The organism is Streptomyces sp. NPDC090083 (genome assembly GCF_044747445.1).
GTDB lineage: Bacteria > Actinomycetota > Actinomycetes > Streptomycetales > Streptomycetaceae > Streptomyces.
The window spans coordinates 455902-476086 of the sequence record NZ_JBIVED010000001.1; the positions used below are offsets into that span (position 1 = coordinate 455902).

14 protein-coding genes are annotated in these 20185 nt (G+C 70.9%); 5 read left to right on the forward strand and 9 right to left on the reverse strand.

Annotated features, from left to right (window positions below; translation table 11 throughout):
• Positions 1-153: 153 nt before the first annotated feature.
• The 4 genes from ACIPTO_RS01905 to ACIPTO_RS01920 all read right to left on the reverse strand — a co-directional run bounded on the left by ACIPTO_RS01905 (position 154) and on the right by ACIPTO_RS01920 (position 4031).
• Positions 154-846 carry a response regulator gene (locus ACIPTO_RS01905; protein ID WP_401188587.1) on the reverse strand — a complete coding sequence of 231 codons (693 nt, stop codon included), beginning with the start codon at positions 844-846 and terminating at the stop codon, positions 154-156.
• Positions 843-2162: a sensor histidine kinase gene (locus ACIPTO_RS01910; RefSeq protein WP_366311422.1), complete on the reverse strand. Its 1320-nt coding sequence runs from the start codon at positions 2160-2162 to the stop codon at positions 843-845. Before ACIPTO_RS01910 ends, ACIPTO_RS01905 begins: the two co-directional genes overlap by 4 nt.
• Positions 2163-2253: 91 nt before the next feature.
• Positions 2254-3099 (reverse strand): ABC transporter permease, encoded by an 846-nt coding sequence (locus tag ACIPTO_RS01915; protein WP_366311424.1) that lies wholly within the window; start codon positions 3097-3099, stop codon positions 2254-2256.
• The gene (locus ACIPTO_RS01920) at positions 3096-4031 is read right to left on the reverse strand and encodes an ABC transporter ATP-binding protein (RefSeq protein ID WP_401188592.1); all 936 of its coding nucleotides are present in this window, start codon (positions 4029-4031) and stop codon (positions 3096-3098) included. The genes ACIPTO_RS01915 and ACIPTO_RS01920 overlap by 4 nt, the downstream gene beginning before the upstream one ends.
• A gap of 337 nt (positions 4032-4368) precedes the next feature.
• Between ACIPTO_RS01920 and ACIPTO_RS01925 the strand changes: the two genes are divergently transcribed.
• Entirely contained in the window at positions 4369-5448 is a 1080-nt protein-coding gene (locus ACIPTO_RS01925; protein ID WP_366311428.1) for a glycosyl hydrolase 53 family protein, read from the forward strand.
• A 69-nt stretch (positions 5449-5517) separates the two neighbouring features.
• Here the strand turns inward: ACIPTO_RS01925 and ACIPTO_RS01930 are convergent, their stop codons facing one another.
• Positions 5518-6549 (reverse strand): glycoside hydrolase family 26 protein, encoded by a 1032-nt coding sequence (locus ACIPTO_RS01930; RefSeq protein WP_401188595.1) that lies wholly within the window; start codon positions 6547-6549, stop codon positions 5518-5520.
• A gap of 143 nt (positions 6550-6692) precedes the next feature.
• On the opposite strand from ACIPTO_RS01930, the gene ACIPTO_RS01935 reads away from it, so the two are divergent.
• From ACIPTO_RS01935 to ACIPTO_RS01945, 3 genes are all read left to right on the forward strand, one after another.
• Complete coding sequence (locus ACIPTO_RS01935; RefSeq protein ID WP_401188598.1) at positions 6693-7436, forward strand: aminoglycoside phosphotransferase family protein; 744 nt, start codon at positions 6693-6695, stop codon at positions 7434-7436.
• 172 nt (positions 7437-7608) lie between these two features.
• Entirely contained in the window at positions 7609-8763 is a 1155-nt protein-coding gene (locus ACIPTO_RS01940; RefSeq protein ID WP_366311433.1) for a Gfo/Idh/MocA family oxidoreductase, read from the forward strand.
• Positions 8764-8905: 142 nt separating this feature from the next.
• Complete coding sequence (locus ACIPTO_RS01945) at positions 8906-11227, forward strand: LuxR C-terminal-related transcriptional regulator (protein WP_401188601.1); 2322 nt, start codon at positions 8906-8908, stop codon at positions 11225-11227.
• Positions 11228-11495: 268 nt separating this feature from the next.
• On the opposite strand, the gene ACIPTO_RS01950 is transcribed toward ACIPTO_RS01945, so the two are convergent.
• The 3 genes from ACIPTO_RS01950 to ACIPTO_RS01960 all read right to left on the reverse strand — a co-directional run bounded on the left by ACIPTO_RS01950 (position 11496) and on the right by ACIPTO_RS01960 (position 15870).
• Positions 11496-12119 (reverse strand): DUF4232 domain-containing protein, encoded by a 624-nt coding sequence (locus ACIPTO_RS01950; protein ID WP_401188604.1) that lies wholly within the window; start codon positions 12117-12119, stop codon positions 11496-11498.
• A 239-nt stretch (positions 12120-12358) separates the two neighbouring features.
• Positions 12359-13249, reverse strand: a complete 891-nt coding sequence (locus ACIPTO_RS01955; protein WP_366311439.1) for a glycoside hydrolase family 19 protein — start codon at positions 13247-13249, stop codon at positions 12359-12361.
• Positions 13250-13479: 230 nt separating this feature from the next.
• On the reverse strand, positions 13480-15870 hold the full coding sequence (locus ACIPTO_RS01960; protein WP_401188608.1) for a penicillin acylase family protein: 2391 nt from the start codon (positions 15868-15870) through the stop codon (positions 13480-13482).
• A gap of 163 nt (positions 15871-16033) precedes the next feature.
• On the opposite strand from ACIPTO_RS01960, the gene ACIPTO_RS01965 reads away from it, so the two are divergent.
• The gene (locus ACIPTO_RS01965) at positions 16034-16330 is read left to right on the forward strand and encodes a Smr/MutS family protein (RefSeq protein WP_401188611.1); all 297 of its coding nucleotides are present in this window, start codon (positions 16034-16036) and stop codon (positions 16328-16330) included.
• A 95-nt stretch (positions 16331-16425) separates the two neighbouring features.
• On the opposite strand, the gene ACIPTO_RS01970 is transcribed toward ACIPTO_RS01965, so the two are convergent.
• Entirely contained in the window at positions 16426-19713 is a 3288-nt protein-coding gene (locus ACIPTO_RS01970) for a lectin (protein ID WP_401188614.1), read from the reverse strand.
• Between the last annotated feature and the right edge of the window lie 472 nt (positions 19714-20185).

The following is a 20185-nucleotide window of genomic DNA, read 5'->3' on the forward strand; positions in this document are numbered from 1 at the left end:
ATCAGCCTGTCCCGGGGCCGTCAGGGGGTCGACGGGTTTCCTGTTGCCCGTCGGGGGATCGGGTGGGAAACCGGGTGTGAGCAGGGGTTTCGCGGTTCGGCGGGCAACCGGCGGGGCACTCGTCCGGCCTAACCGGCGGACACCCTCCCCCGCCTACCGGTCGGGCGAGTTGGGGCGGGCCAGGCCCAGGTCGTAGGCGAGGATCACCGCCTGGATGCGGTCGCGGGCGCCGACCTTCGCGAGGACGCGGCCGACGTGGGTCTTGACCGTGGACTCGGAGAGGAACAGGCGTTCGGCGATCTCGCCGTTGGTCCACCCGTGGCCGATGGCGACGAGGATCTCGCGTTCGCGTTCGGTGAGGGGGCGGAGGCGGGGGTCGTCCGTCGCGGGACCGGTCGCGGGCCCCTCGGGGGAACTCCTCGGCAGATGCCGGGCGTAGGCGTCGAGCAGGCGGCGGGTGAGCGCGGGTGCGATGACGGCGTCGCCGGAGGCCACCGCGCGGATGCCGGCGAGGAGTTCCTCGGGGTGGGCGTCCTTGAGGAGGAAGCCGCTGGCTCCCGCGCGCAGTGCCTCGTGGGCGTACTCGTCGAGGTCGAAGGTGGTCAGGATGAGGACACGGGAGCGGTCGCCGGCCGCGACGATCCGGCGGGTGGCCTCGATGCCGTCCGTGCCGGGCATCCGTACGTCCATCAGGATCACGTCGGGGCGCAGGTCGGCGGCCATCCGGACCGCCTCGCCGCCGTGGCCCGCCTCGCCGACCACCTCGGTGTCGGGGGTCGCCTCCAACAGCATCCGGAATCCCAGGCGCTGGAGGGGCTGGTCGTCCACGATGAGCACGGTCGTCATGCCGCTCCCCCGGTCGTCCCGGTGAGCGGGGTGGTGTCGAGGACGGCCCGTACCGTCCAGCCGCCGCCCGGGGCGGGGCCCGCGGAGACGGTGCCGTCGTAGAGGGCGGCGCGTTCGCGCATGCCGGCGAGTCCGTGTCCTTCGCCGTGGCCGGGCACGGGGCCGGTGGCGGTGTCGCCCGGGCCGGTGTCGTGGCAGTCGATGCGCACCTTCAACTCCTCGACCTCCACGGCGAGTTCGATGCGGGTGTCGTGGCCCGCGTGCTTGAGCGCATTGGTCAGGGCCTCCTGAACGATGCGGTACACGGTGAGCTGGACCCCGCGATCCAGGGCGGCCGGCTCACCGCCGGTGCGGTACACGACCTGGGGACCGGCCGCGCGGATGCGGGAACACAGGGCGTCGAGGTCGGCGACGCCCGGCTGCGGGCTGAGTTCGGGCGCGTCCGGCGCGGCGGTCTGCACCCGCAACACGCCCAGCATGCGCCGGAGTTCACCGAGCGCCTGGCGGCCGGTGTCGCCGATGAGGAGCAGGGCCTGCTTGCCGCGCTCGGGGGCGAGGTCGGTGGCGTAGGCGCCCCCGTCGGCGAGGGTGATGATGACGGAGAGGTTGTGGCCGATGATGTCGTGCATCTCCCGTGCCACCCGGGTGCGTTCGGCGGCGGCGGCGAGTCTGCTGCGCTGGTCGCGCTCGATCTCCAGGCGGGCCGCGCGGTCGCGCAGTACGGCGAGCTGGGCACGCCGGATTCGGACCACGAGGCCGAGCGCGACGGCCGCCGTGATCGTGCTGAACAGGACGAACAGCGCGTCCAGCACCGGCACTTGGGACGGCAGCCGCAGCGCGAACAGTCCCAGCGCGGCGAGGGTGACCGCGCAGGCGGCGGGCAGCCGCCTCAACTGCCCGTGCAGGACGAGGCTGTAGAGGGAGATCAGCAGGGCGACGTCGGCGCGCAGCCAGACGCCGAGACCGGCCTGGACGAAGAACACCGCGGCGATCAGCGCGAAGGCCAGGGTCGGTCTGCGGCGCCGCCACAGCAGCGGCAGCACCAGTCCGGCCTGGAGGGCGACGGTGGCGGGCCAGGGCAGATGGATGAAGCTGTTGTCGAAGCCGCGCCGTCGGCCGTGGTCGTCGTCCACCAGATCCGGCAGGCAGAACATGAGCGCGACCACGGCCATCAGGCCGGTGTCCAGCACCCAGGGGTGGCGCCGGTCGCCCTGCTTGACCCGGCGGCCGAACCGGGACAGCCCGCCGGCCAGGGGGTGGCTCCACGGGAGGCCCGTCTCGGCGAACAGGGCGTGAGCCGGGTCGTCGCGGCTCATCGGTGCCACTGGTCCGGGTTCATCGAGGTCACCTGTTCATTGTGGGGCCGGGTGCGAGACGTTCGGGCGTCGGACACCCGGCGCCCAGGGCTCAGGCGTCCGTCCGGACCAGCCGGTAGGCGGCCCCCGCCAGCGCGAGCGCCGTCCAGCCCAGGAAGACCAGGAGTCCGGCGCCGGGCGACAGGGTCGTCGCGTCGTGGGTGAGCGCGAACATCGCCTGGCCGGCGTTGCTCGGCAGGTACGGGCTGATGTCGTCCTGCCAGGAGCTGGGCAGCAGCGAGATCAGTCCGGGCACCAGCATCAGCGAGGCGACCAGCACCGAGATGCCCCCGGCCACCGAGCGCAGCAGCGCCCCCAGCGCGGTGCCGATCACACCGACCAGGCCGAGGTAGAGACCGGCGCCGAGCAGGCTCCGTACGACTCCGGAGTGGGAGAACGAGAGGGCCGCGGGGGTGCCGGAGACGATGCCGCTCACGATCGGGAAGGCGACGAACACCCCGACGAGGGAGACGCCGAGCGCGACCACGCCGAACACGGCGGACTTGGACCACAGCACGGGCAGGCGGCGCGGTACGGCGGCGAGCGTGGAGCGGATCATGCCGGTCGAGTACTCGCCCGCGGTCACCAGGACGCCCAGCACACCGAGCGCGAGCTGCGCGAAGTTCGTGCCGAAGAGGGAGATGTCGAGCGCGCTGGAGTTCGCGTCGTCCGGCCGCAAGTGCCCTGATCCGTAGGAGGACTTGTAGTGCGCGGCGGCGATCAGGCCGAACGCGACCAGGAACAGCAGGCCGAGGCCCAGCGTGATCCAGGTGGAGCGCAGGGACCACAGCTTGGCCCACTCGGAGCGCAGCACGCGACGGCCGGTGACCTTGTAGTGCGGGCGGTCCGGTTTCGCCGGCGCGGGTGCGGCGCTGTCGGTCACGGTGGCGGTGCTCACGCGGCCCTCCCGGGGATCTCGACGGTGGTGGAGCCGTGGTACTCGACGGCGTCCCGGGTCAGGTCCATGAACGCCTGCTCCAACGAGACGGTGCGCGCGCTGAGTTCGAAGAGCGGGATGCCGTGCTCGGCGGCCTTGAGTCCGATGGCCCGCGCGGTGAGCCCGGTGACGTGCAGTTCCTCGGAGCCGACCTCGCCGGTGATCTCGACCCCGGGTCCGGCGAGGACCTCGCGCAGCCGGGCGGGCTGTTCGGAGGCGACGGTGACGGTGTCGCCGCCCGCGTGCCGGACCAGGTCCCGCACGGTGGTGTCGGCGAGCAACCGGCCCCGTCCGACGATGATCAAGTGGTCGGCCACCAGCGCCATTTCACTCATCAGATGCGAGGAGACGAAGACGGTACGACCGCCCGCGGCGAGCCCGGTCAGCAGGTTGCGGATCCACAACACGCCTTCGGGGTCGAGGCCGTTGACGGGTTCGTCGAGCATGACGGTCGCCGGGTCGCCGAGCAGCGCGGCGGCGATGCCCAGCCGTTGGCCCATGCCGAGGGAGAAGGCACCGGCCCGCTTCTTCGCCACGGACTGCAGGCCGGTCATGTCGATGACCTCGTCGACCCGGCGGCGCGGGATGCCGTGCGTATGAGCCTGCGCCATCAGGTGGTCGAACGCGGAGCGGCCGGGGTGGATCGACTTGGCCTCGAGAAGCGCGCCGACCTCCTGGAGCGGCGCGCCGTGCTCGGCGTAGGGCCTGCCGTTGACCGTGACCGTGCCGGCGGTGGGCGCGTCCAGGCCGACGATCATGCGCATCGTGGTGGACTTGCCGGCGCCGTTCGGGCCCAGGAAGCCGGTGACCGTGCCGGGCCGGACGACGAAGTCCAGCCGGTCGACGGCCGTCTTCTCCCCGTACCGCTTGGTCAGTTGGTGTGCCTCGATCATCGGTTTCCCTCACGCTCACGTGCCGGCGCCCCCACTGGGCCGTCCACCGTGAACGCTAGGAGCGCGGGACCCCGAAGCCGTCGTACCGCGGGGTCATTGAGGGCGCGGGCGTAGTACCGCGGTACCACTACCCGCTTCGAGATGTGTACGTTCCCACTTCATAAGTCCGCAGACTGTGGCCTGCCAACTGCGGGAAATACAACCGACACACATATTTACAGTGTCTGCCACCTCTCCTACTGTGAACGTTCTCAGAACTAACCCGCATGCGCATGTCAGTCGACCCAAGGAGGTCGGGATCCCCGTGAGAAGCCCGGGCCGCATAGTCAAAGCCGCCTTGCTCCTGGCCGCAGTCGCCCTGCCGGCGGCGCTGCTCACCCCCACGAACGCCACCGCCGCCAACTCGCTCACCATGCTCGGCGCCGACGTCTCGTCCGCGCAGCGCGCCATCGACCTCGGCGCCAAGTACTACGACGCGAACGGCGTCGCCAAGGACCCGCTCGACATCCTCAAGGGCGCCGGCGTGAACTACGTCCGCCTGCGGATCTGGAACAACCCCGCCAGCGGCTACAACAACAAGGCGAAGGTGCTGGCGTACGCGCAGCAGGTGAAGGCCAAGGGCCTCAAGCTGCTGATCGACTTCCACTACTCGGACACCTGGGCCGACCCGGGCAAGCAGTACAAGCCGGCGGCCTGGGCGAGCCACGGCATCAGCGCGCTGCAGACCGACGTCTACAACTACACCTACGACGTCTGCAACAGCCTCAAGTCACAGGGCACCACCCCGGACAGCGTGCAGATCGGCAACGAGATCAACGTCGGCATGCTGTGGGACGACGGCAAGGTCGTCAACAACAACTTCACCAACCTCGGCCTGCTGCTGAAGTCGGGCTACAACGCGACCAAGGCGTGCAACAGTTCCACCCAGGTGATCATCCACACCGCCGACGCGGACAGCGACGCCAACGCCCGCTGGTTCTACGACGGCATCAAGGCGCAGGGCGTCAACTGGGACATCACCGGGCTGAGTTACTACTGCATGTGGCACGGCACGCTGGCCAACATGGGCAGCGTCGTCTCGGACATGAAGTCGCGCTACGGCAAGGACGTCATCATCGCGGAGACGGCCTACCCGTTCACCACGTCCGACGCGGACAGCACGGCGAACTCGGTGACCTCGGGGTGCACGGGCTATCCGCTCACCTGGGCGGGCCAGGGCGCGGAGTTCACCGCCGTGCAGAACACGGCCCGCAGCGCGGGGGCGATCGGGGTCTTCTACTGGGAGCCGACCTGGTACGCCGTCACCGGCAACGGCTGGGACCCGGCCAACATCTCGGGGAGCGGGGACGGCTGGGACAACATGGCGGTCTTCAACTGGACCGGACAGGTGAACCCGAACGTGAAGTGGACGCCGTAGGGCGGTAGTTCGGGATCGGTGAAAAGGGAGGGGCCGGGGGCGGCGGTACCGTCGCCCCCGGCCCCCCTCTCATGGCTGACTTCCCGCCAAGGACCGGTACACGGCTGAGGACTTGGGGTTGGCGCGGCATCGCCAGACGCCGTGGGGGCAGTAGTCGCTGATGGTCTGGTAGAGCGGGTGCCGGGCGGCCATCCAGGTGAGCATGCCGCGCATGTAGGTGGGGTTGTCGCCGTTCTCGTACAAGCCCCATTCGGGATAGGCGACGGGCTTGCGGTGCGCGCGGGCGAAGTCGGCCTGCGCCAACAGGCCGTACGGCTCGGTGAGTTGGCGGGAGAAGGACAGGCCCTGCGGGGCGTCGTAGGCGTCCATGCCGATGACGTCGACGAAGCGGTCGCCCGGGTAGCAGTCGGTCCAGGGGATCGCGTCGCGGCCGCGGTTGGGCGTGAAGTCGAAGCGGAAGCGCTGGCCCGGGACGGAGCGCATCGCGGTGACGATGCGGGTCCAGTAGCGCTTCCAGGAGGTGGGGTCGGGGGCGCAGCGGTGGGTGTAGGTGGTGCCGTTCATCTCCCAGCCGAGGACGATCTCCGCGTCGGGGAGGCCGAGTTGGACCAGGCGCCGGGCGAGGACGCGGAAGTGGTCGTCGTGGCGTCCGGCCGCTCCCTGGCCGAGTTCGGTGCGGACCACGCTGTCGGGGAGGTGGGCCTCGTTGCGGTCCAGCATCGGCACGTTGAGGACGAGCAGGCGGTCCCGCCGGGCCCGGCGCCAGTCGGCCCAGAGGGCGAGGTCGGCGGAGGCGCCCTCGATGTCGCTCCAGTTGTCGCCGGGGAGGTACGCGTGGCCGACGAGGGGTTCGGGGCGGCCGAGCCAGGCGCCGAACTCCGCGACCCTGCGCACGGCTTGGGCGCCGTAGCCGACGTAGGCGCCGTAGTCGGCCGGCGAGGTGGCCGACGGAACGGCCGGGCGGATCGGGGTGGCTCGCGCGGGCGGGGGCGGTGATTCGGCACCGGGCACGCAGGCCGGTCCGGCCAGCAGCGCGAACGCGAGGGTTGCGGCGAGGGCGAACAGGGCCGGCGGACTGCGGCGCGTCCCGTGCGGGGCCACGGAGGGCTCTCCTTATGTCGAGGTTCGAGCAACGTACCAGCGTGGACGGGTAGATGGTGACGTAACGGGTTATGAGGGACATGGACCCGGGCGATGTGGATAATCCGGGCGGGTTGTGGTCGCCACCGGAATACTGGGCGCCCATGGATGAGGTCGAGGTCGTCGTCGCCCACTCCGAGCGTGCCACCCTGCGCGTCGGCGACGTGTTTCTGAAGGTGGACGCCGATCAGGCGCGACTGGACGTCGAGGTCGAGGCGATGGGCCTGGTGCCGGTGCCGACCCCGGAGGTCCTGTGGCGCAGGCCGCCCGTGCTCGCCATCGCCGCGGTCCGGGGCACCGCGCTCGGCCGGCTCGGCGAGCCGTCCACCGCGTCCCCGGCGGCGTGGGCCGCTGCGGGTGCCGCGATCCGGAAGCTGCACGACGCGCCGTTGCCGCCCTGGCCCCGCCGGGGCAGGAGCCTCGACGAGCTGGCGGCGGACCTCGACCGTGAGTGCGAACGGCTCGTGACGAACGGTGTCCTGCCCGTCGACCTGGTCGCCCGCAACCGTCGGGTCGCCGAGGCCGCGCTCCGGCCGTGGACGCCGTTGTTCACGCACGGCGATCTGCAGATCGCCCACGTGTTCGTCGACGGCGACGAGGTGACGGGCATCATCGACTGGTCCGAGGCGGGCCCGGGCGACGCCCTGTTCGACCTCGCCACCCTGACCCTCGGACACGAGGAACGCCTCGACGACCTCCTCATCGGCTACGGCGTCGACGTCGACCTCGATGTGATCCGCGCGTGGTGGTCGCTGCGCAGCCTGCTGATCGTCCGCTGGCTGAGCGAGCACGGTTTCGACCCGTTCGCGCCGGGGTGCGAGGTCGATGTGCTGAGGTCCCGGATGTGAGGGAGACCGGGGTTCTCGGCGCACCGACCCGCTTCCACGCCGTCACCCTCCCGACGAAAGGCCTGGTCAGACGGCATGGATGCCCGGCGTCGACGTCCACGTCTTGACATTAGGACGAATGGGTTCGAGTGTTGCCGGGACAGTTTGTGGACCGGTCCAAAGAAGGGCAGTCATGGTGACCTCGCTCGGTGTTGCCGTCGTGGGCTTCGGGTGGATGGGGCGGGTGCACACGCAGGCCTACGCCCGGGTGCCGCACCACTTTCCGCAGCTGGCCGTGCGACCGCGGCTCGTGACGGTCGCCGAGGACGTGCCCGGGCGGGCCGAGCAGGCGGCCGAGCAGTTCGGCTTCGCCTCCACCACCCGTGACTGGCGCGAGGTGGTCGACGACCCGCGCGTGCAGGCGGTGAGCATCACCGCGCCGAACTTCCTGCACCGCGAGATCGGCGTCGCGATGGCCGAGGCCGGCAAGCACATCTGGATCGAGAAGCCGGTGGGCCTGGCGACGGCGGACGCCTCCGCCGTGGCCGACGCGGTCGCGAAGGCCGGCGTCCAGGGCGCGGTCGGCTTCAACTACCGCAACGCGCCCGCCGTGGAGGCCGCCCGCGACCTGATCGCCTCCGGCGAGCTGGGCACGGTCACCCACATCCGCGTCCGCCTCTTCAGCGACTACGCGGCCCACCCGGACGGCGCCCTGACCTGGCGCTACGAGCTGGAGCGCGGCGGCCACGGAGTCCTGGGCGACCTCGCCTCGCACGGCGCCGACCTGGCCCGGTACCTCCTCGGCGACATCACGTCTTTGGCCGCCGACACGGCGATCTTCCTGCCGGAGCGGGCCCGCCCCACCGGTGCGACGGCGGGCCACGCGCTGGCCACCGGAGGGGAGTTGGGCCCGGTGGAGAACGAGGACTACGTCAACTGCCTGCTGCGGTTCGCTTCCGGCGCCCGGGGTGTCCTGGAGGCCAGCCGGGTCTCGGTCGGCGAGCAGAACAACTACGGCTTCGAGATCCACGGCACCAAGGGCGCGGTGTTCTGGGACTTCCGCAGGATGAACGAGCTGGCGGTCAGCCGCGGCACGACCTACCAGGACCAGCCCGTCACCACGGTGTATGTCGGCCCGGGCGACGGCGAGTTCGGGGCGTTCCAGCCCGGCGCGGCGAACGCGATGGGCTACGACGACCTCAAGGTGATCGAGGCGTACCGCTTCCTGCGCTCCGTCGCCGAGGGCACGCCGTACGGCGCGACGCTCACGGATGCCGTGCGCAGCGCGGCGGTTGTGGACGCCATGGTGCGTTCCGTGGAGACCGGCGCCTGGGTGAGCCCGGCGTGAACGGCGCGCGCGCCGCCTGACCGGAGCGCCGCCGAGCGCCCGCGCGATCTCGCGCCCGCCCACCGGACTGGACTACCGTTCACGCTCGGGAGTCACTCGCCTACGCTGTGGTGACCGGTTGGCGGACGGGTATGGGGGCGGCATGGGATACGGCTTCGGACAGCGGCGGGGCGGTCAACTCCCCGTGGAGTTGACCAGCTTCGTCGGACGCGTCGAAGAACTCGCCGTGCTCCAGGGCGAGTTGGCCCGGTCCCGGCTGGTGACGCTGGTCGGCCCCGGTGGCGTCGGCAAGAGCCGTACGGCGCTGCGGGCGGCCCGCGCGGTCGCGGACCGGTTCGCCGACGGGGTGCGGCTGGTGGAGCTGTCGGCCCTGCACGACCCGGAGTTGGTGCCGCCGACCCTCGCGGGCGTGCTGGAACTGCCCGAACAGTCCGGCATGACACCGTTGGACGCCATCGTGGAACACCTGCGCGGGCGCCGCATGCTGATCGTCCTCGACACCTGTGAGCACCTGGTCGACGCGTGCGCGATGCTCTGCGACATCCTGCTGCGCGAGGCCCCCGGCCTGAGCGTCCTCGCCACCAGCAGGCAGCCGCTGGACGTGCCCGGTGAGCGCTGTCTGCCGATCGCCCCGCTGGCCCGCGCCGACGCCGTCGACCTGTTCGTACAGCGCGCCGCGGCCGTCACCGGGGGTCCCGCCCTCGACGGCGCCGACCGCGAGAGCACCCTCGCCCTCGTCGACCGCCTCGACGGCATCCCGCTCGCCCTCGAACTCGCCGCCGTACGCCTGCGGGCCGTTCCCCTCGCGGAACTCGTCGCCCGCCTGGACCGGCACTGCGAGGTCCTGACCGGCGGGCGCCGCACCGCACTCACCCGCCACCAGACGCTCCGCGCGGCCATCGACTGGTCCCACGACCTGTGCACACCGCAGGAACAACTGCTGTGGGCGCGGCTGTCGGTGTTCGCCGGGTCCTTCGAACTTTCCGCCGCCGAGCGGGTGTGCGCGGGCACCGACCCGGTCGGCACGGTCCGGCTCGACGGCGAGCAGGTCGTCGAGGCCCTGATCGGGCTGGTCGACAAGTCGGTCGTCCAGCGCATCGGCGAGGACGGCGGCCGGTACCGGCTCCTGGACACCATCCGCGAGTACGGCGCCGCGCGGCTGGCCGGCACGGAGGACGCCGAGGCCGTACGGCGACGGCACTTCGCCCACTACGACGACCTCGTCGAGCGTTTCTGGACCGGTCTGACGGGCCGGGACCAGGTCCGGCTGCACCATGCCGTGCGCGCGGAGATCGCCGACGTGCGGGCCGCCCTGGAGTACGGCTGCGCCACCGAGGGCCGGGCGGCGGACGCGCTCTGGCTGGCGACCCGGCTCGGCGCGTACTGGCGGGCGGCGGGAACGCTGTCCGAGGGCCGGTACTGGATCGACAAGGGGCTCGGGCTCGCCCCGCAGGACTCCCCGGTGCGGGCCTGGGGCCTGTTCATGACCGGCGTGTTCGGGGTGTGGACGGCCGATCTGGAAAGGGCGCTGGACCGGTTCCCGCAGGCCCTCGACATGGCACGCCGGATCGGCGAGAGCCGCGTCGAGCTGTTCAGCGAGGGCTACTTGGGCGCCCTGGCCCTGCTCGGCGGGGCCGTGGAGGAGGGCTCGGCGGCGCTCGACGCGGTCCGCGTCCGGATGATCGCGGTCGACGACGCGCTGGGCATCGGCGTCGTCCACTACGAAGGGGCCCTGCTCTACGCGGCGTTGGGCTTCACGGACCGCGCGCTGGAATGGTGCGAGACGGGTCTGACGTATCTGGAGGGGCGCGGAGAGCGCCAGTTGTACGGTTCCACGCTCACCGTCCAGGGCGTCATCCTCTGGCTCGTCGGCCGCCCCGAGGAGAGCGCGACGGCGTTGCGCCGCGGTCTGGAGGCGGCGGGCGAGATCGGCGAGGTGCTGGTCGCCGCGCTCGCCTCGCTGGGCCTGGCCTGGCACGCGGCCGGGCAGAAGCGGTACGTCCGGGCCTGTTGGCTGCTGGGGTACGCGGAGCACGCGCGACGGCTCGGCGGCGACCCGGTCGGCATGCTCCCCCGGCTGCTGGAGGAACAGGAGTCCCAGCAGCGGGCGGTGAGGGCGGCGTTGGGCGACGAACCGTACGAACGGTGGCGGGCGGCGGGCGCCCGCATGTCGGGCCGCGAACTCCTGGACGCCGTACGGGCGGACGCGGACGAACCGCCCGGCATCCCCGCGACCCGCACCGCGACGCCCGCCAACCGCCCCGCCGATTCCCTCACCCGCCGGGAACGCGAGGTCGCCGCGCTGGTCACCCAGGGGCTGTCCAACCGGGAGATCGCGGAACGGCTCGTCATCTCCAAACGCACCGTGGACGCCCATGTAGAGCACATCCTCGCCAAGTTGGGCATCACCTCGCGTACCGAGATCCTGGCCGCGGCCCACCCCGGGGGCACCAACTCGCCGTAGGTATCCGGTACCTACGTACCCCCGCTGTCTCCCCAGCCGACGCTACGTGCACCGATATCCCCACCGAAATCGAGGAGTTCACGCCCTCCGCCCCCACCCGGCACCCCAGGCTGTTCCTACCGCCAGGGGAACGGAGGTCACGGGTGCCGGCAGTGTTGGTCAACCCCACGGCTGTCATGGCAAGGCGCCCGTCACCGCACCTCCCCTGGCGGTACTCGCGCGGGGCTGCCCCTGTCGGCGGGGGCAGCCCGCGGTCGGCCGGCGCCGCCTACCAGCTGAGGGCGTCCTGGGGGTCGCTCAGCCAGTAGGTGGTGCGCAGCGAGCTGTCGATGTGGACGCCCTTGCCCGGCAGCGGGACGCCGACGCCGGAGCCGACGAAGTCGAGGGCGCGGTTCTGGAAGATCACCGCGAGGGTCTTCGCGGTGTAGCCGCCGGTGCCGCTGCCGTCGGCGCTGGAGAGGTTGACGCCCGCGTAGCCCGACTGTCCGGGGTCGAGAGTGGTGACCGCCTGCGGCTGCGAGTCCTCGACGACCGGGGGCACTGCCTGGGCGAACTGGAAACGGAGCGCCGGGTAGCCGTACAGGTGACAGGTCCTGGAGCCGGTGTTCTTGACGGTCAGCAGCATGTGGTTCACCGGACGCGTCACGGTCCGCGCGGTGACCTTGGTGTTGGCGCCGGTACAAGTGACCCCGGCCGAGGACGCCTTGGTCCCCTGGCCCGTCTTCGGGACGGTCGTGCCGAAGGCCGCGGCCTCGGCGTCGACGACGGTGTTCGGGGCGGGCAGGGCACCGGTGTGCGGGCCCGTTCCACCGGCGGTCAGTGCGAGTGAGGCGACCGCGGCGAAGCCGGCGGTGAGGAGCGCGGTACGGCGGCGGAAGGTCGTGCTGGACATGATCGGGTTCCCCCTGGATGCGGTGCCGGAAGGCGGGCCACCGGGTCGTGGTGGGCCTCGCTGTCGAACAACCGCAGCGTGCACGGCGAACCGTCCCAGCCGCTACGACCGACCGGGGGAAACGGGAAGCCGGAACGCTCGCACAGGGTCTGACCTGCGGGGACGTGATGTCCCTGGAACGCGTGAGTGGGACGGGCACCGGCCGATGGAGTGGTCCGGCCGGTGCCCGCACCGCACCGTCAGCAGTAGAGGTTGCCCCCGGTGCTGGTCCCGAGGATCGAGGTGAACCGCGTGTAGGCGTCCACGCGGCTCTGCACCTGTGCGGGGTTCCTGCCGTCGCACTCGACCGAGCCGTTGATGCTGCGGATGGTCTGGCCGAAGCCGGCGCCGTTGACGATCGCGTTGTGCGGGGTCATGGTGCCGGGACCGCTCTGGGTGTTCCAGTACCAGAGCGCGGTCTTCCAGGCCACGGCCGAGTCGTTCTGCACCAGCCAGGGGTTGTTCAGCAGATCGATGCCCAACGCGTCCCCGGCGGCCTTGTAGTTGAAGTTCCAGCTGAGCTGCATCGGACCGCGCCCGTAGTAGGCGGACTGACCGGCAGGGCAGCCGTACGACTGGCTCCAGTCGCAGTACGTCGGGTAGTTGGCGGTGTTCTGCTCGACTATGTAGACCAACCCGCCCGTCTCATGGCTGACGTTGGCGAGGAAGGCCGCGGCCTCCTGCTTCTTCGTGGTGTCGCTGCCGGTGTTCGCGAAGCCCGGGTAGGCGCTGAGGGCGGCGGTGAGACCGCTGTAGGAGTAGAAGGAGTTCCGGCTCGGGAACATCTGGTTGAACTGGGCCTCGCTCACGACGAAGTTGCCGACGGGCGTGCCGGAACCGCCGTCGCAGGCGTACGGCTCCCAGTACCAGGTGCTGATGACCGGGTCGTAGCCCGGGTTGTCGTGCTCGGCGATGTACGCCTTGCCATCGGTGTAGCGCACGATGTTGCCGGTGACGTACGACTTGCCGGCCACCCAGTTGGGATAGCTCGAACAGGAGGCGGCGGAGGCGCCGGCGGCGGGTAGGACCACGGGCGTCAGGCTACCGAGGACGAGTGCGGTCAGCACTGCGGCGATGCGGCGTCTCGACACAGGGTTCAACTCCTCTGTGGAGCACGGCCGTTCCCCGCGGAAGGGCAGGGCGGAGCGGAGCCTTCGTGCGCACGGGCCGGTCGGACCGGTCACGGCGTGGGGGGGGCGGCCGTGGTGGGGGATGTCCCGCCCACTGAACCGTATTGGTCTGTACCAGTCAAGGGTATAGACCAGTCAACCCGCCATCCGAGCAACCGGGTTACGACCGGCCCGCGTCGCGTCGACCCCTCTCACCTGCGCAGAGTCGTCACCTCCAGCGCTGGGTCACCGGCGATCTTCGCCTGCGTGAAGCGCTCCGCGACCCACTGCTTGCGCGAGAACAGGCGGGTCTGGTCCGAGAAGTGGGGCGATGCCGGATTCGCGGACTCGCCGTAGGTGAGGAGGGTGTGGGCGCGGGGGCCGTCGGGGGTCAGTTCGACGGTCATCAGGAAACTGCTGCCGAAGGCGCCCGCGGTCGGCGTGCCGGTGCCCGAGTCGGGGCCGGCCTCCACGACGTCGAAGCAGCCCACGTCGCAGCCGGGCAGCGGGATGCCGTTCCATTTCTGTACGGCGCCGAGCGCGACGTCGACCGGGAGGTCACGGGCGGCGAGGTCCTGGACCGCGTCGGCCAGGGCGTGTGGGACGCGCGGGTCGTCGCCGTTGATGCCGCGTGGCGTGGTGAGGGGGTGCGCCGGGTCGTAGGGGACGCGGTGCCAGGTGCCGAACGGGCCGTCGGCCGCGAGGAAGTCGTAGAACGTGCTCCACAGGACGATGCCCCGGCTGGTGGTGTCGGCGCGGGTGTCCCAGCGGGCGAGCGTCGCGCACGCCCGTGACACGTCGACCCGACTGCCGTCCGTGGCGCTCAGGGTCGGACGGGCGCGGCACAGGGCGACCACGTCGTCGCGGCCCGTCTCCGCGGACAGGACACGGTTGCCGAGCATCGACGCGCGCAGGGTGCTCTCGGTGAACCCCGGTGCGCCCAACCCGTCGGTGCCGTCCCGGCGTTGGGCGATCATGCGCAGCCCGAGCCGGGCCCGCTCGTCGAGTCGGGGATCGGTGTCGTACACACCCGGGAGGCCGGTGATCGGCGCTGCCGGATTGACGTACTGGGGACCGTTGTTGGAGTTGGCGACGTAGTCCGTGCGGCTCGACCTCGGCTGGTGGGACGGTCCGTAGAGGCCCGGCACCAGCGCGTCGCGGTCACTGCCCCAGGCACAGGCCGATGTGGAGCCGTCCAGGGCGGTGGGCCCGTCGCCCTCCGGGAGGGTGCAGCGCCGGAGTTGGGCGTCGGTGAGGTGCGGGACGGCCGAGGAGTCGGTGAAGTAGGTGCTGCCGCTGGTGTCCGCCGCGAGGGTGTAGGTCCAGGGGACGCCCTGGGTCGTGTCCTGTGCGGCACGGAACCGGCTCAGGTTGCGGGCCTTGCCCATGGCCAGCCAGGTGTTCATGGAGCGCAGGTTGCCGGTGTTGGCGTCACGGATCGCGTAGGCGGTGGTCGTGGTCCAGCCGGTGGACAGCACGGGCCCGAACTTCGAGGAGTACAGGGTCCGTTGGACGGTCGACAGCCTTCCCTCCGCGTCCCGGACGGTGACCGGGACCGTGCGGCGGTCCATGGGGACGGTCCTGCCGTCGAGCACGTAGCTGGTCGGATCGCCGGGCGCGAGCTTCAGCGCGTAGACGGAGGAGTGCTGGGCGTCGCTCGCGGTGTGCGTCCAGGCCAGGGTGCTGTTGTGGCCGATCTCGACCAGCGGGGTGCCGTAGAGACCGGCGCCGGACACGTCCAGGGTGCCGGGGATCGTCAACTGCACCTGGTAGAAGCGGAAGTAGCCGACCGCCCAGGGCAGGTGCGGGTTGGCGAGGACCATCGCGTTGCCGGTCCGGGTGGCGTCCCGGCCGAGTGCCCAGCCGTTGCTGCCTATTCCGGGGGCGGTGGGTGTCAGGGGGGATGCGGTGGACGCCGGAATGGACGCGGTGCGGGCACCAGCGCTGCCGCCGGTGCCGGACGAAGTCGCCGCAGGGGGCTTCGCATCGCCGATGTCCGGGACCAACGGCACGGTCGCGGTGACCCTGTTGACGTCGTAGACGACGCTCCACAGGTCGAGCGCGGTGATCGGCCGAACCCAGGGCCTGCCCTTGCAGGTGGGGTCCGGGAGGTGGTCGACGCCGGTGTCGCGGAGGTAGCGGTTGTACCCGGCGGCGTATCCCTCGACCATCCGGCGCAGTTCGGTGGTCGGCCCCAACGGCGCCTTCCGGGCCAGCAGTTGACGGACGGTGCCCGCGCGCAGCTGTCCGCCGTAGTACGTGTCGCTCGCGAGGTTGGAACGGTCCGGGTCGCCCTCGCCGGGCTCTCCGTCGGGCCCGAAGAACCGGGACCGCTCACCTCTCAAGGTCACTATGTGGTCGGCGAGTTCACACACGTTGTCCTGCGCGAAGGCGTACCCGTATCCGTATCCGAGCCCGTCGAAGTCCCGGGCCAGGATGTGCGGTACGCCGTACTCGGTCCGGCTGATCCGCACCGTGTGCCCGCCCTCGGCCACCGTCTCGCCGCCCTGTCCCGTCACGGCGGACGAGGAGGCGGGGAGCAGAGCGACGGTGGCCGAGGTGAGGCAGAGGACGGCGGCGGCTGCCGCCAACCGGCTCGTCAAGGAACGTCTGTGACGCTTCGTCAGTTCTCCGGGTTCACCCATGGCCGCCACCCTGCTGCCGGACCCGGGGCGCCGTCATCGGGCCTCCGGTGGATTTCCGGGCGGCCTGTCGGCCCAGGGACGTACACCTTGAGGCGTGGCCGGCTACGGCTTACGGTCGGCCATGGCGAAACCGGCCGCCACGACCGTATGCCGAACCCCGGAGGCGATGGCCCTGCTCACCCTGGATCTGCACCCCGTCTTCCGCAGCGACCGCGCCATCGACACGGCCCTGCGGCAGACCCTGTTCAAGGCCGCGGCCACCGGGGTCGACACCGTCCAGATCATCCCGGGCAAGGGAACCGGCCAGCTGAAGAAGCGGGTGCTGGCCGTGCTGGCGCAGAAGCACCTCAGGAAGCTCTACGCCCGGGTGGAGACGGATCCGACCAACGCAGGCCGGATCCTGGTCCACCTCAAATGACCCAACCGACCCCGGGGACAACCCCGTTGCCGGCGGGGCCGGCCCCAGGCGTGCGCCCGGAACCGGCCCCTTCCCTGGCCTCCGTCCCGTCCCGCCTACTGGCCGAAGCCGTAGGAGAACAGATGGTCGGTGCCCGTCGAGCCCGTCACCGGCAGCGTGATCGACGCGACCTGCTTGGACGGGTCCAACGCGACCTTCGTGGCGAAGACATAGGTCTTCACACTGTCCCGGCCGCCGCTCCCGGTGTTCCGGTAGGCCGTCGTCGCGGCCGTCGTGTCACCCGGAATCGGCTTGCTGGAACCGCCGTTGAGGGTCCAGTCCGGGAAGGTGACCGTCCCCTGTGAGGTGGTGCCGTCGGTGTACGTGACGGTCACCGCGCCGGAGACCCCGCTGCCGTCGGTCGGCGCGTTGGTCGCCGTGCCCAGCAGCCCGAGCGACGCACCCGACGTGCCGGCCGGCATCGAGATGGTCTGTCCGGCCATCTCCAGGTTGTCCAGCTGACCCGACGTCACCGTGGGCCAGGTGTAGTCGATGCCGTCGACCGTGAGAGGCGCACCACTGGTGACACCGGCCGCCGCGAGCGCGTTCTGCGAGAAGGCCCAGCCCCCGCCGTCGAACCCGCCCGAGAAGGTGGCGCCGTCGGGATAGATGCCCTCGTTCGTGTCGTACGGCCACAGCGCACCGGCCTTGGCCACCGCCACCCGGAGGGACGCCCCGGCCAGCGCCGCACCGGTGCCGTGGTCGGTGAGCGCGAACGTGACCGGGAACAGCCCTTCGTCCGCGCCCGCCGTCACCCGGACCTTGGCCTCGGCACTGCCCGCGGCGGGCACCGTCAGCGAACCGGACGCGCTGTCCAGCGTGACGCCGGAGGGCGCCGTCGCCTTCCAGTCGACGATGACGGCCGTACTGCCCAGGTTGGTCAGGTCGAGCGTGCCGTCACCGGCCGAACCCGGCTGGAGCACCAGGCCGTTCGCGGGACCGGTCGCGGCCAGCACCCGTCCGCCGCCCGTGGTGTCCGACGGCGGCGCCGCCGAAGGGGCGGACGCCCAGGCGGTGTTGGGCTGCGTACCGAGCGTGAAGTCGAGGGAGCCGGCCCCCTGGAACTTCTGGTAGGTCAGCCACGGAGCGTTCCAGGCCTGGCCCTTGACCGCGAGCGACTGCACGTACGGCGCGTCGGTCGCGGCCTGCGGCGCGTTGATCCGCACCGTCTTCCCGTTGCCGAAGGTCACCTTGGCCGCCGGGAAGGCCGGGCTGCCGAGCGCGAGCGTGTCCGTGCCCGGGGTCTCCGGGTACATGCCCAGCTCGGACCAGACGTACCAGGAACTCATCGCGCCGAGGTCGTCGTTGCCGAACGAGCCGACCGGAGCGTTGAAGTACAGCTTCTGCTGCGCCTCACGGACGGCTGCCTGCGTCTTCCAGGGCTGGCCCGTGTAGTCGTACTCCCAGGGGATCTCCACACTGGGCTCGTTGCTCAGGTCGGCATCCGTGTTGCCGGGGCTCGTGATGTCGTCGAGCAGGCTGTCCAGGTACGACGAGTACTCCTTCGCGCCGCCGCGCGCCTGGATCAACTGCTTGAGGTTGAACGGGACCATCGGCGTGTACTGCGCGGAGGTTCCCTCCACGAAGCCGTTGGAGGTGCCGGGGGTGAAACCGCTCGCGAACTGGCCGTCCTTGTTCTTGGCCTGCATGTAGCCGGTCTGCGGGTTGAAGACGTTCATCCAGTCCTGGGCACGGGTGGCGAACTTCTCGTAGACCGACGTCTTGCCCAGCGACTTCGCGAAGGCCGCGATGGCGTAGTCGGCGGAGTCGTACTCGAGTTGAGTGGAGACCGGGCCGTAGAAGTTGCAGCAGTTGTAGTCGTTCTCGTCGAGCGGGAGATAGCCCTTCGCGTCCCGCACCGCCTCGCCGGGGCGGTCGTTGTTCGGGACGGTGGCCTCGTGCTGGAGGGCGGCGAGGGCCTTGCCTGTGTCGAAGTCCGTCGCGCCGAACGCGTACGCGTCGGCGATGATGCCGGCGGCCGGGTCGCCGACCATGACGTAGCTCTCGCCGTTGTTCGAGGCCCACTTGGGCAACAGGCCCGTCTGGTCATAGCCGTTGAGCATCGAGGTGACGACGTCGGAGGCGACCTTGGGTTCGGCCATGGCCATCAGCTGGGTCTGGGAGCGGTACGTGTCCCAGCCCGAGTAGTTGGCGTACTGGGCCTTCTGTCCCTTGGCGAGTTTGTGGACCTGGTTGTCCATGCCCATGTACTGGCCGTCGTCGTCCGAGAAGACGTTGGGATGCAGCAGCGCGTGGTAGAGGGCCGTGTAGAACTGCGTCTGCTGGTCGGCGGATCCACCGCCCACCTGGACCTTGTTCAGCACGGCGTTCCACGCGTCGTGGTTGGCCCGCTCGACGGCGCCGAGGTTCCAGTTCTTGATCTCGGTGGCGAGGTTGTTCGCCGCGCCCGCGTCACTCGTGTACGAGACGCCGACCTTCGCGGTGACCGTGGGGTTCGCGGAGGTGTCGAAGGTGAGGTACATGCCGTTGGCGCCGGTGGTGGGCGGCTGGGCGGCCTTGGCCGTGGCGGACGGCGTGCCCTTGGCGCCGGTCCCGTGGACCGTCGGGGCCGGCTTGGCCGGGACGGTGAAGTGCTTCTCCTTCAGCGGCGCCGACTCGGCGGCCTGCGGGGCGAGTTGGGCCTTTCCGGCCTTCAGCGACTTCGCGTCGGGGTTGATGGTGCCGCCGACCCAGGTGCCGCTCGCGGTGAACGGCCGGTCGAACTTGATGTCGAAGTGCAGCGTGTACCGGTTGCCGGCGCCGCAGAAGTGACCGCTGTCGATCGCCCCGCTGATCTCCTTGGTGCTGACCACCTGGACGCGGGTCCCGTCCACCTGCGTCGCGCCACCGCTCAACTTGAAGAGCAGGTTGGCCTGTTGACCCGTCGGGAAGGTGAAGCTGCCGAGCCCGGCGCGCGTGGTGTCGGTCAGTTCGGTCTTCACGCCGTTCGCGTCGGTGACCTGGTAACTCCCGATGCCGGCCTTCTCGTCGGCGTGGCTGAACCCGACGGACGTACTGCCGAGGTCGCCCGACAGCGCGCCGGTCACCGGCAGGATCGGCAGGTCGCCCGCCACGGGACAGCCGGGTCCCGAGATGTGGGTCAGGCTGAAGCCGGAGAGCTTCTTGTCCTGGTACTCGTAGCCGCCGCCGTCGGGCCGGTGGGGCGTGGTGTCCGGCCCCCACTGCACCATGCCGGCCGGCATGTCCGGGCCGGGGAAGGTGTCCACCGCGCCGGAGGTGCCGATGAGCGGGTTGACGAGGGACGCGGGATCCGTCACCAGGGACGGCGTCGCGGAACTCGCGGCGTAGGCGGTCCCGATCGCCGGAAGCGTGAGGGCCGTCATGCCCAACACGCAGACGACGGCAAGGCGTTGGCGGAATCTGTTTCGGTCACGTGGCACGGCTGGACGTCGGGGTCTCACCATCGGTCGCCTCCGCAGCGGTTCGTGCTTCGCACATCAGGTGGCGGCGCGCCGGAATGCACCGGAACGCCGGCGACAGGCAACAGTTCCTGGTCGCTCCCACGGCCTGACAACGTTGCCATGCACGAGTGTCGAGTGAAACGCCTGCGCCGATGGCATGTCAACGAGGCGGGCACGACTTTCTGGGTGTGAAGTTGGCAAGGGTCCAACCGCGTGGCCGTCGGCCCGAGTTCACGCGCGGCCGACGGGGTGGCCGACCATCCGCATCTCCCCTGGCGGGCGCCGTGGAGCACGGGCTCGACGTCGACACACGGTCGGCCCGTCAGGGACGTAGGACTCCGGCGGGCTTGCTCCGCAAGGGAGTTGAGGCACGAACCAAGTTGGTCTAGTCCTC

What these genes read in the sequence shown, in the direction of transcription:
- ACIPTO_RS01905 (WP_401188587.1), bottom strand. Translation starts at nt 846, where the DNA reads ATGACGACCGTGCTCATCGTGGACGACCAGCCCCTCCAGCGCCTGGGA.
- ACIPTO_RS01910 (WP_366311422.1), bottom strand. Translation starts at nt 2,162, where the DNA reads ATGAGCCGCGACGACCCGGCTCACGCCCTGTTCGCCGAGACGGGCCTC.
- ACIPTO_RS01920 (WP_401188592.1), bottom strand. Translation starts at nt 4,031, where the DNA reads ATGATCGAGGCACACCAACTGACCAAGCGGTACGGGGAGAAGACGGCC.
- ACIPTO_RS01935 (WP_401188598.1), top strand. Translation starts at nt 6,693, where the DNA reads ATGGATGAGGTCGAGGTCGTCGTCGCCCACTCCGAGCGTGCCACCCTG.
- ACIPTO_RS01940 (WP_366311433.1), top strand. Translation starts at nt 7,609, where the DNA reads ATGGTGACCTCGCTCGGTGTTGCCGTCGTGGGCTTCGGGTGGATGGGG.
- ACIPTO_RS01945 (WP_401188601.1), top strand. Translation starts at nt 8,906, where the DNA reads ATGGGATACGGCTTCGGACAGCGGCGGGGCGGTCAACTCCCCGTGGAG.
- ACIPTO_RS01950 (WP_401188604.1), bottom strand. Translation starts at nt 12,119, where the DNA reads ATGTCCAGCACGACCTTCCGCCGCCGTACCGCGCTCCTCACCGCCGGC.
- ACIPTO_RS01965 (WP_401188611.1), top strand. Translation starts at nt 16,034, where the DNA reads ATGGCGAAACCGGCCGCCACGACCGTATGCCGAACCCCGGAGGCGATG.
- ACIPTO_RS01970 (WP_401188614.1), bottom strand. Translation starts at nt 19,713, where the DNA reads ATGACGGCCCTCACGCTTCCGGCGATCGGGACCGCCTACGCCGCGAGT.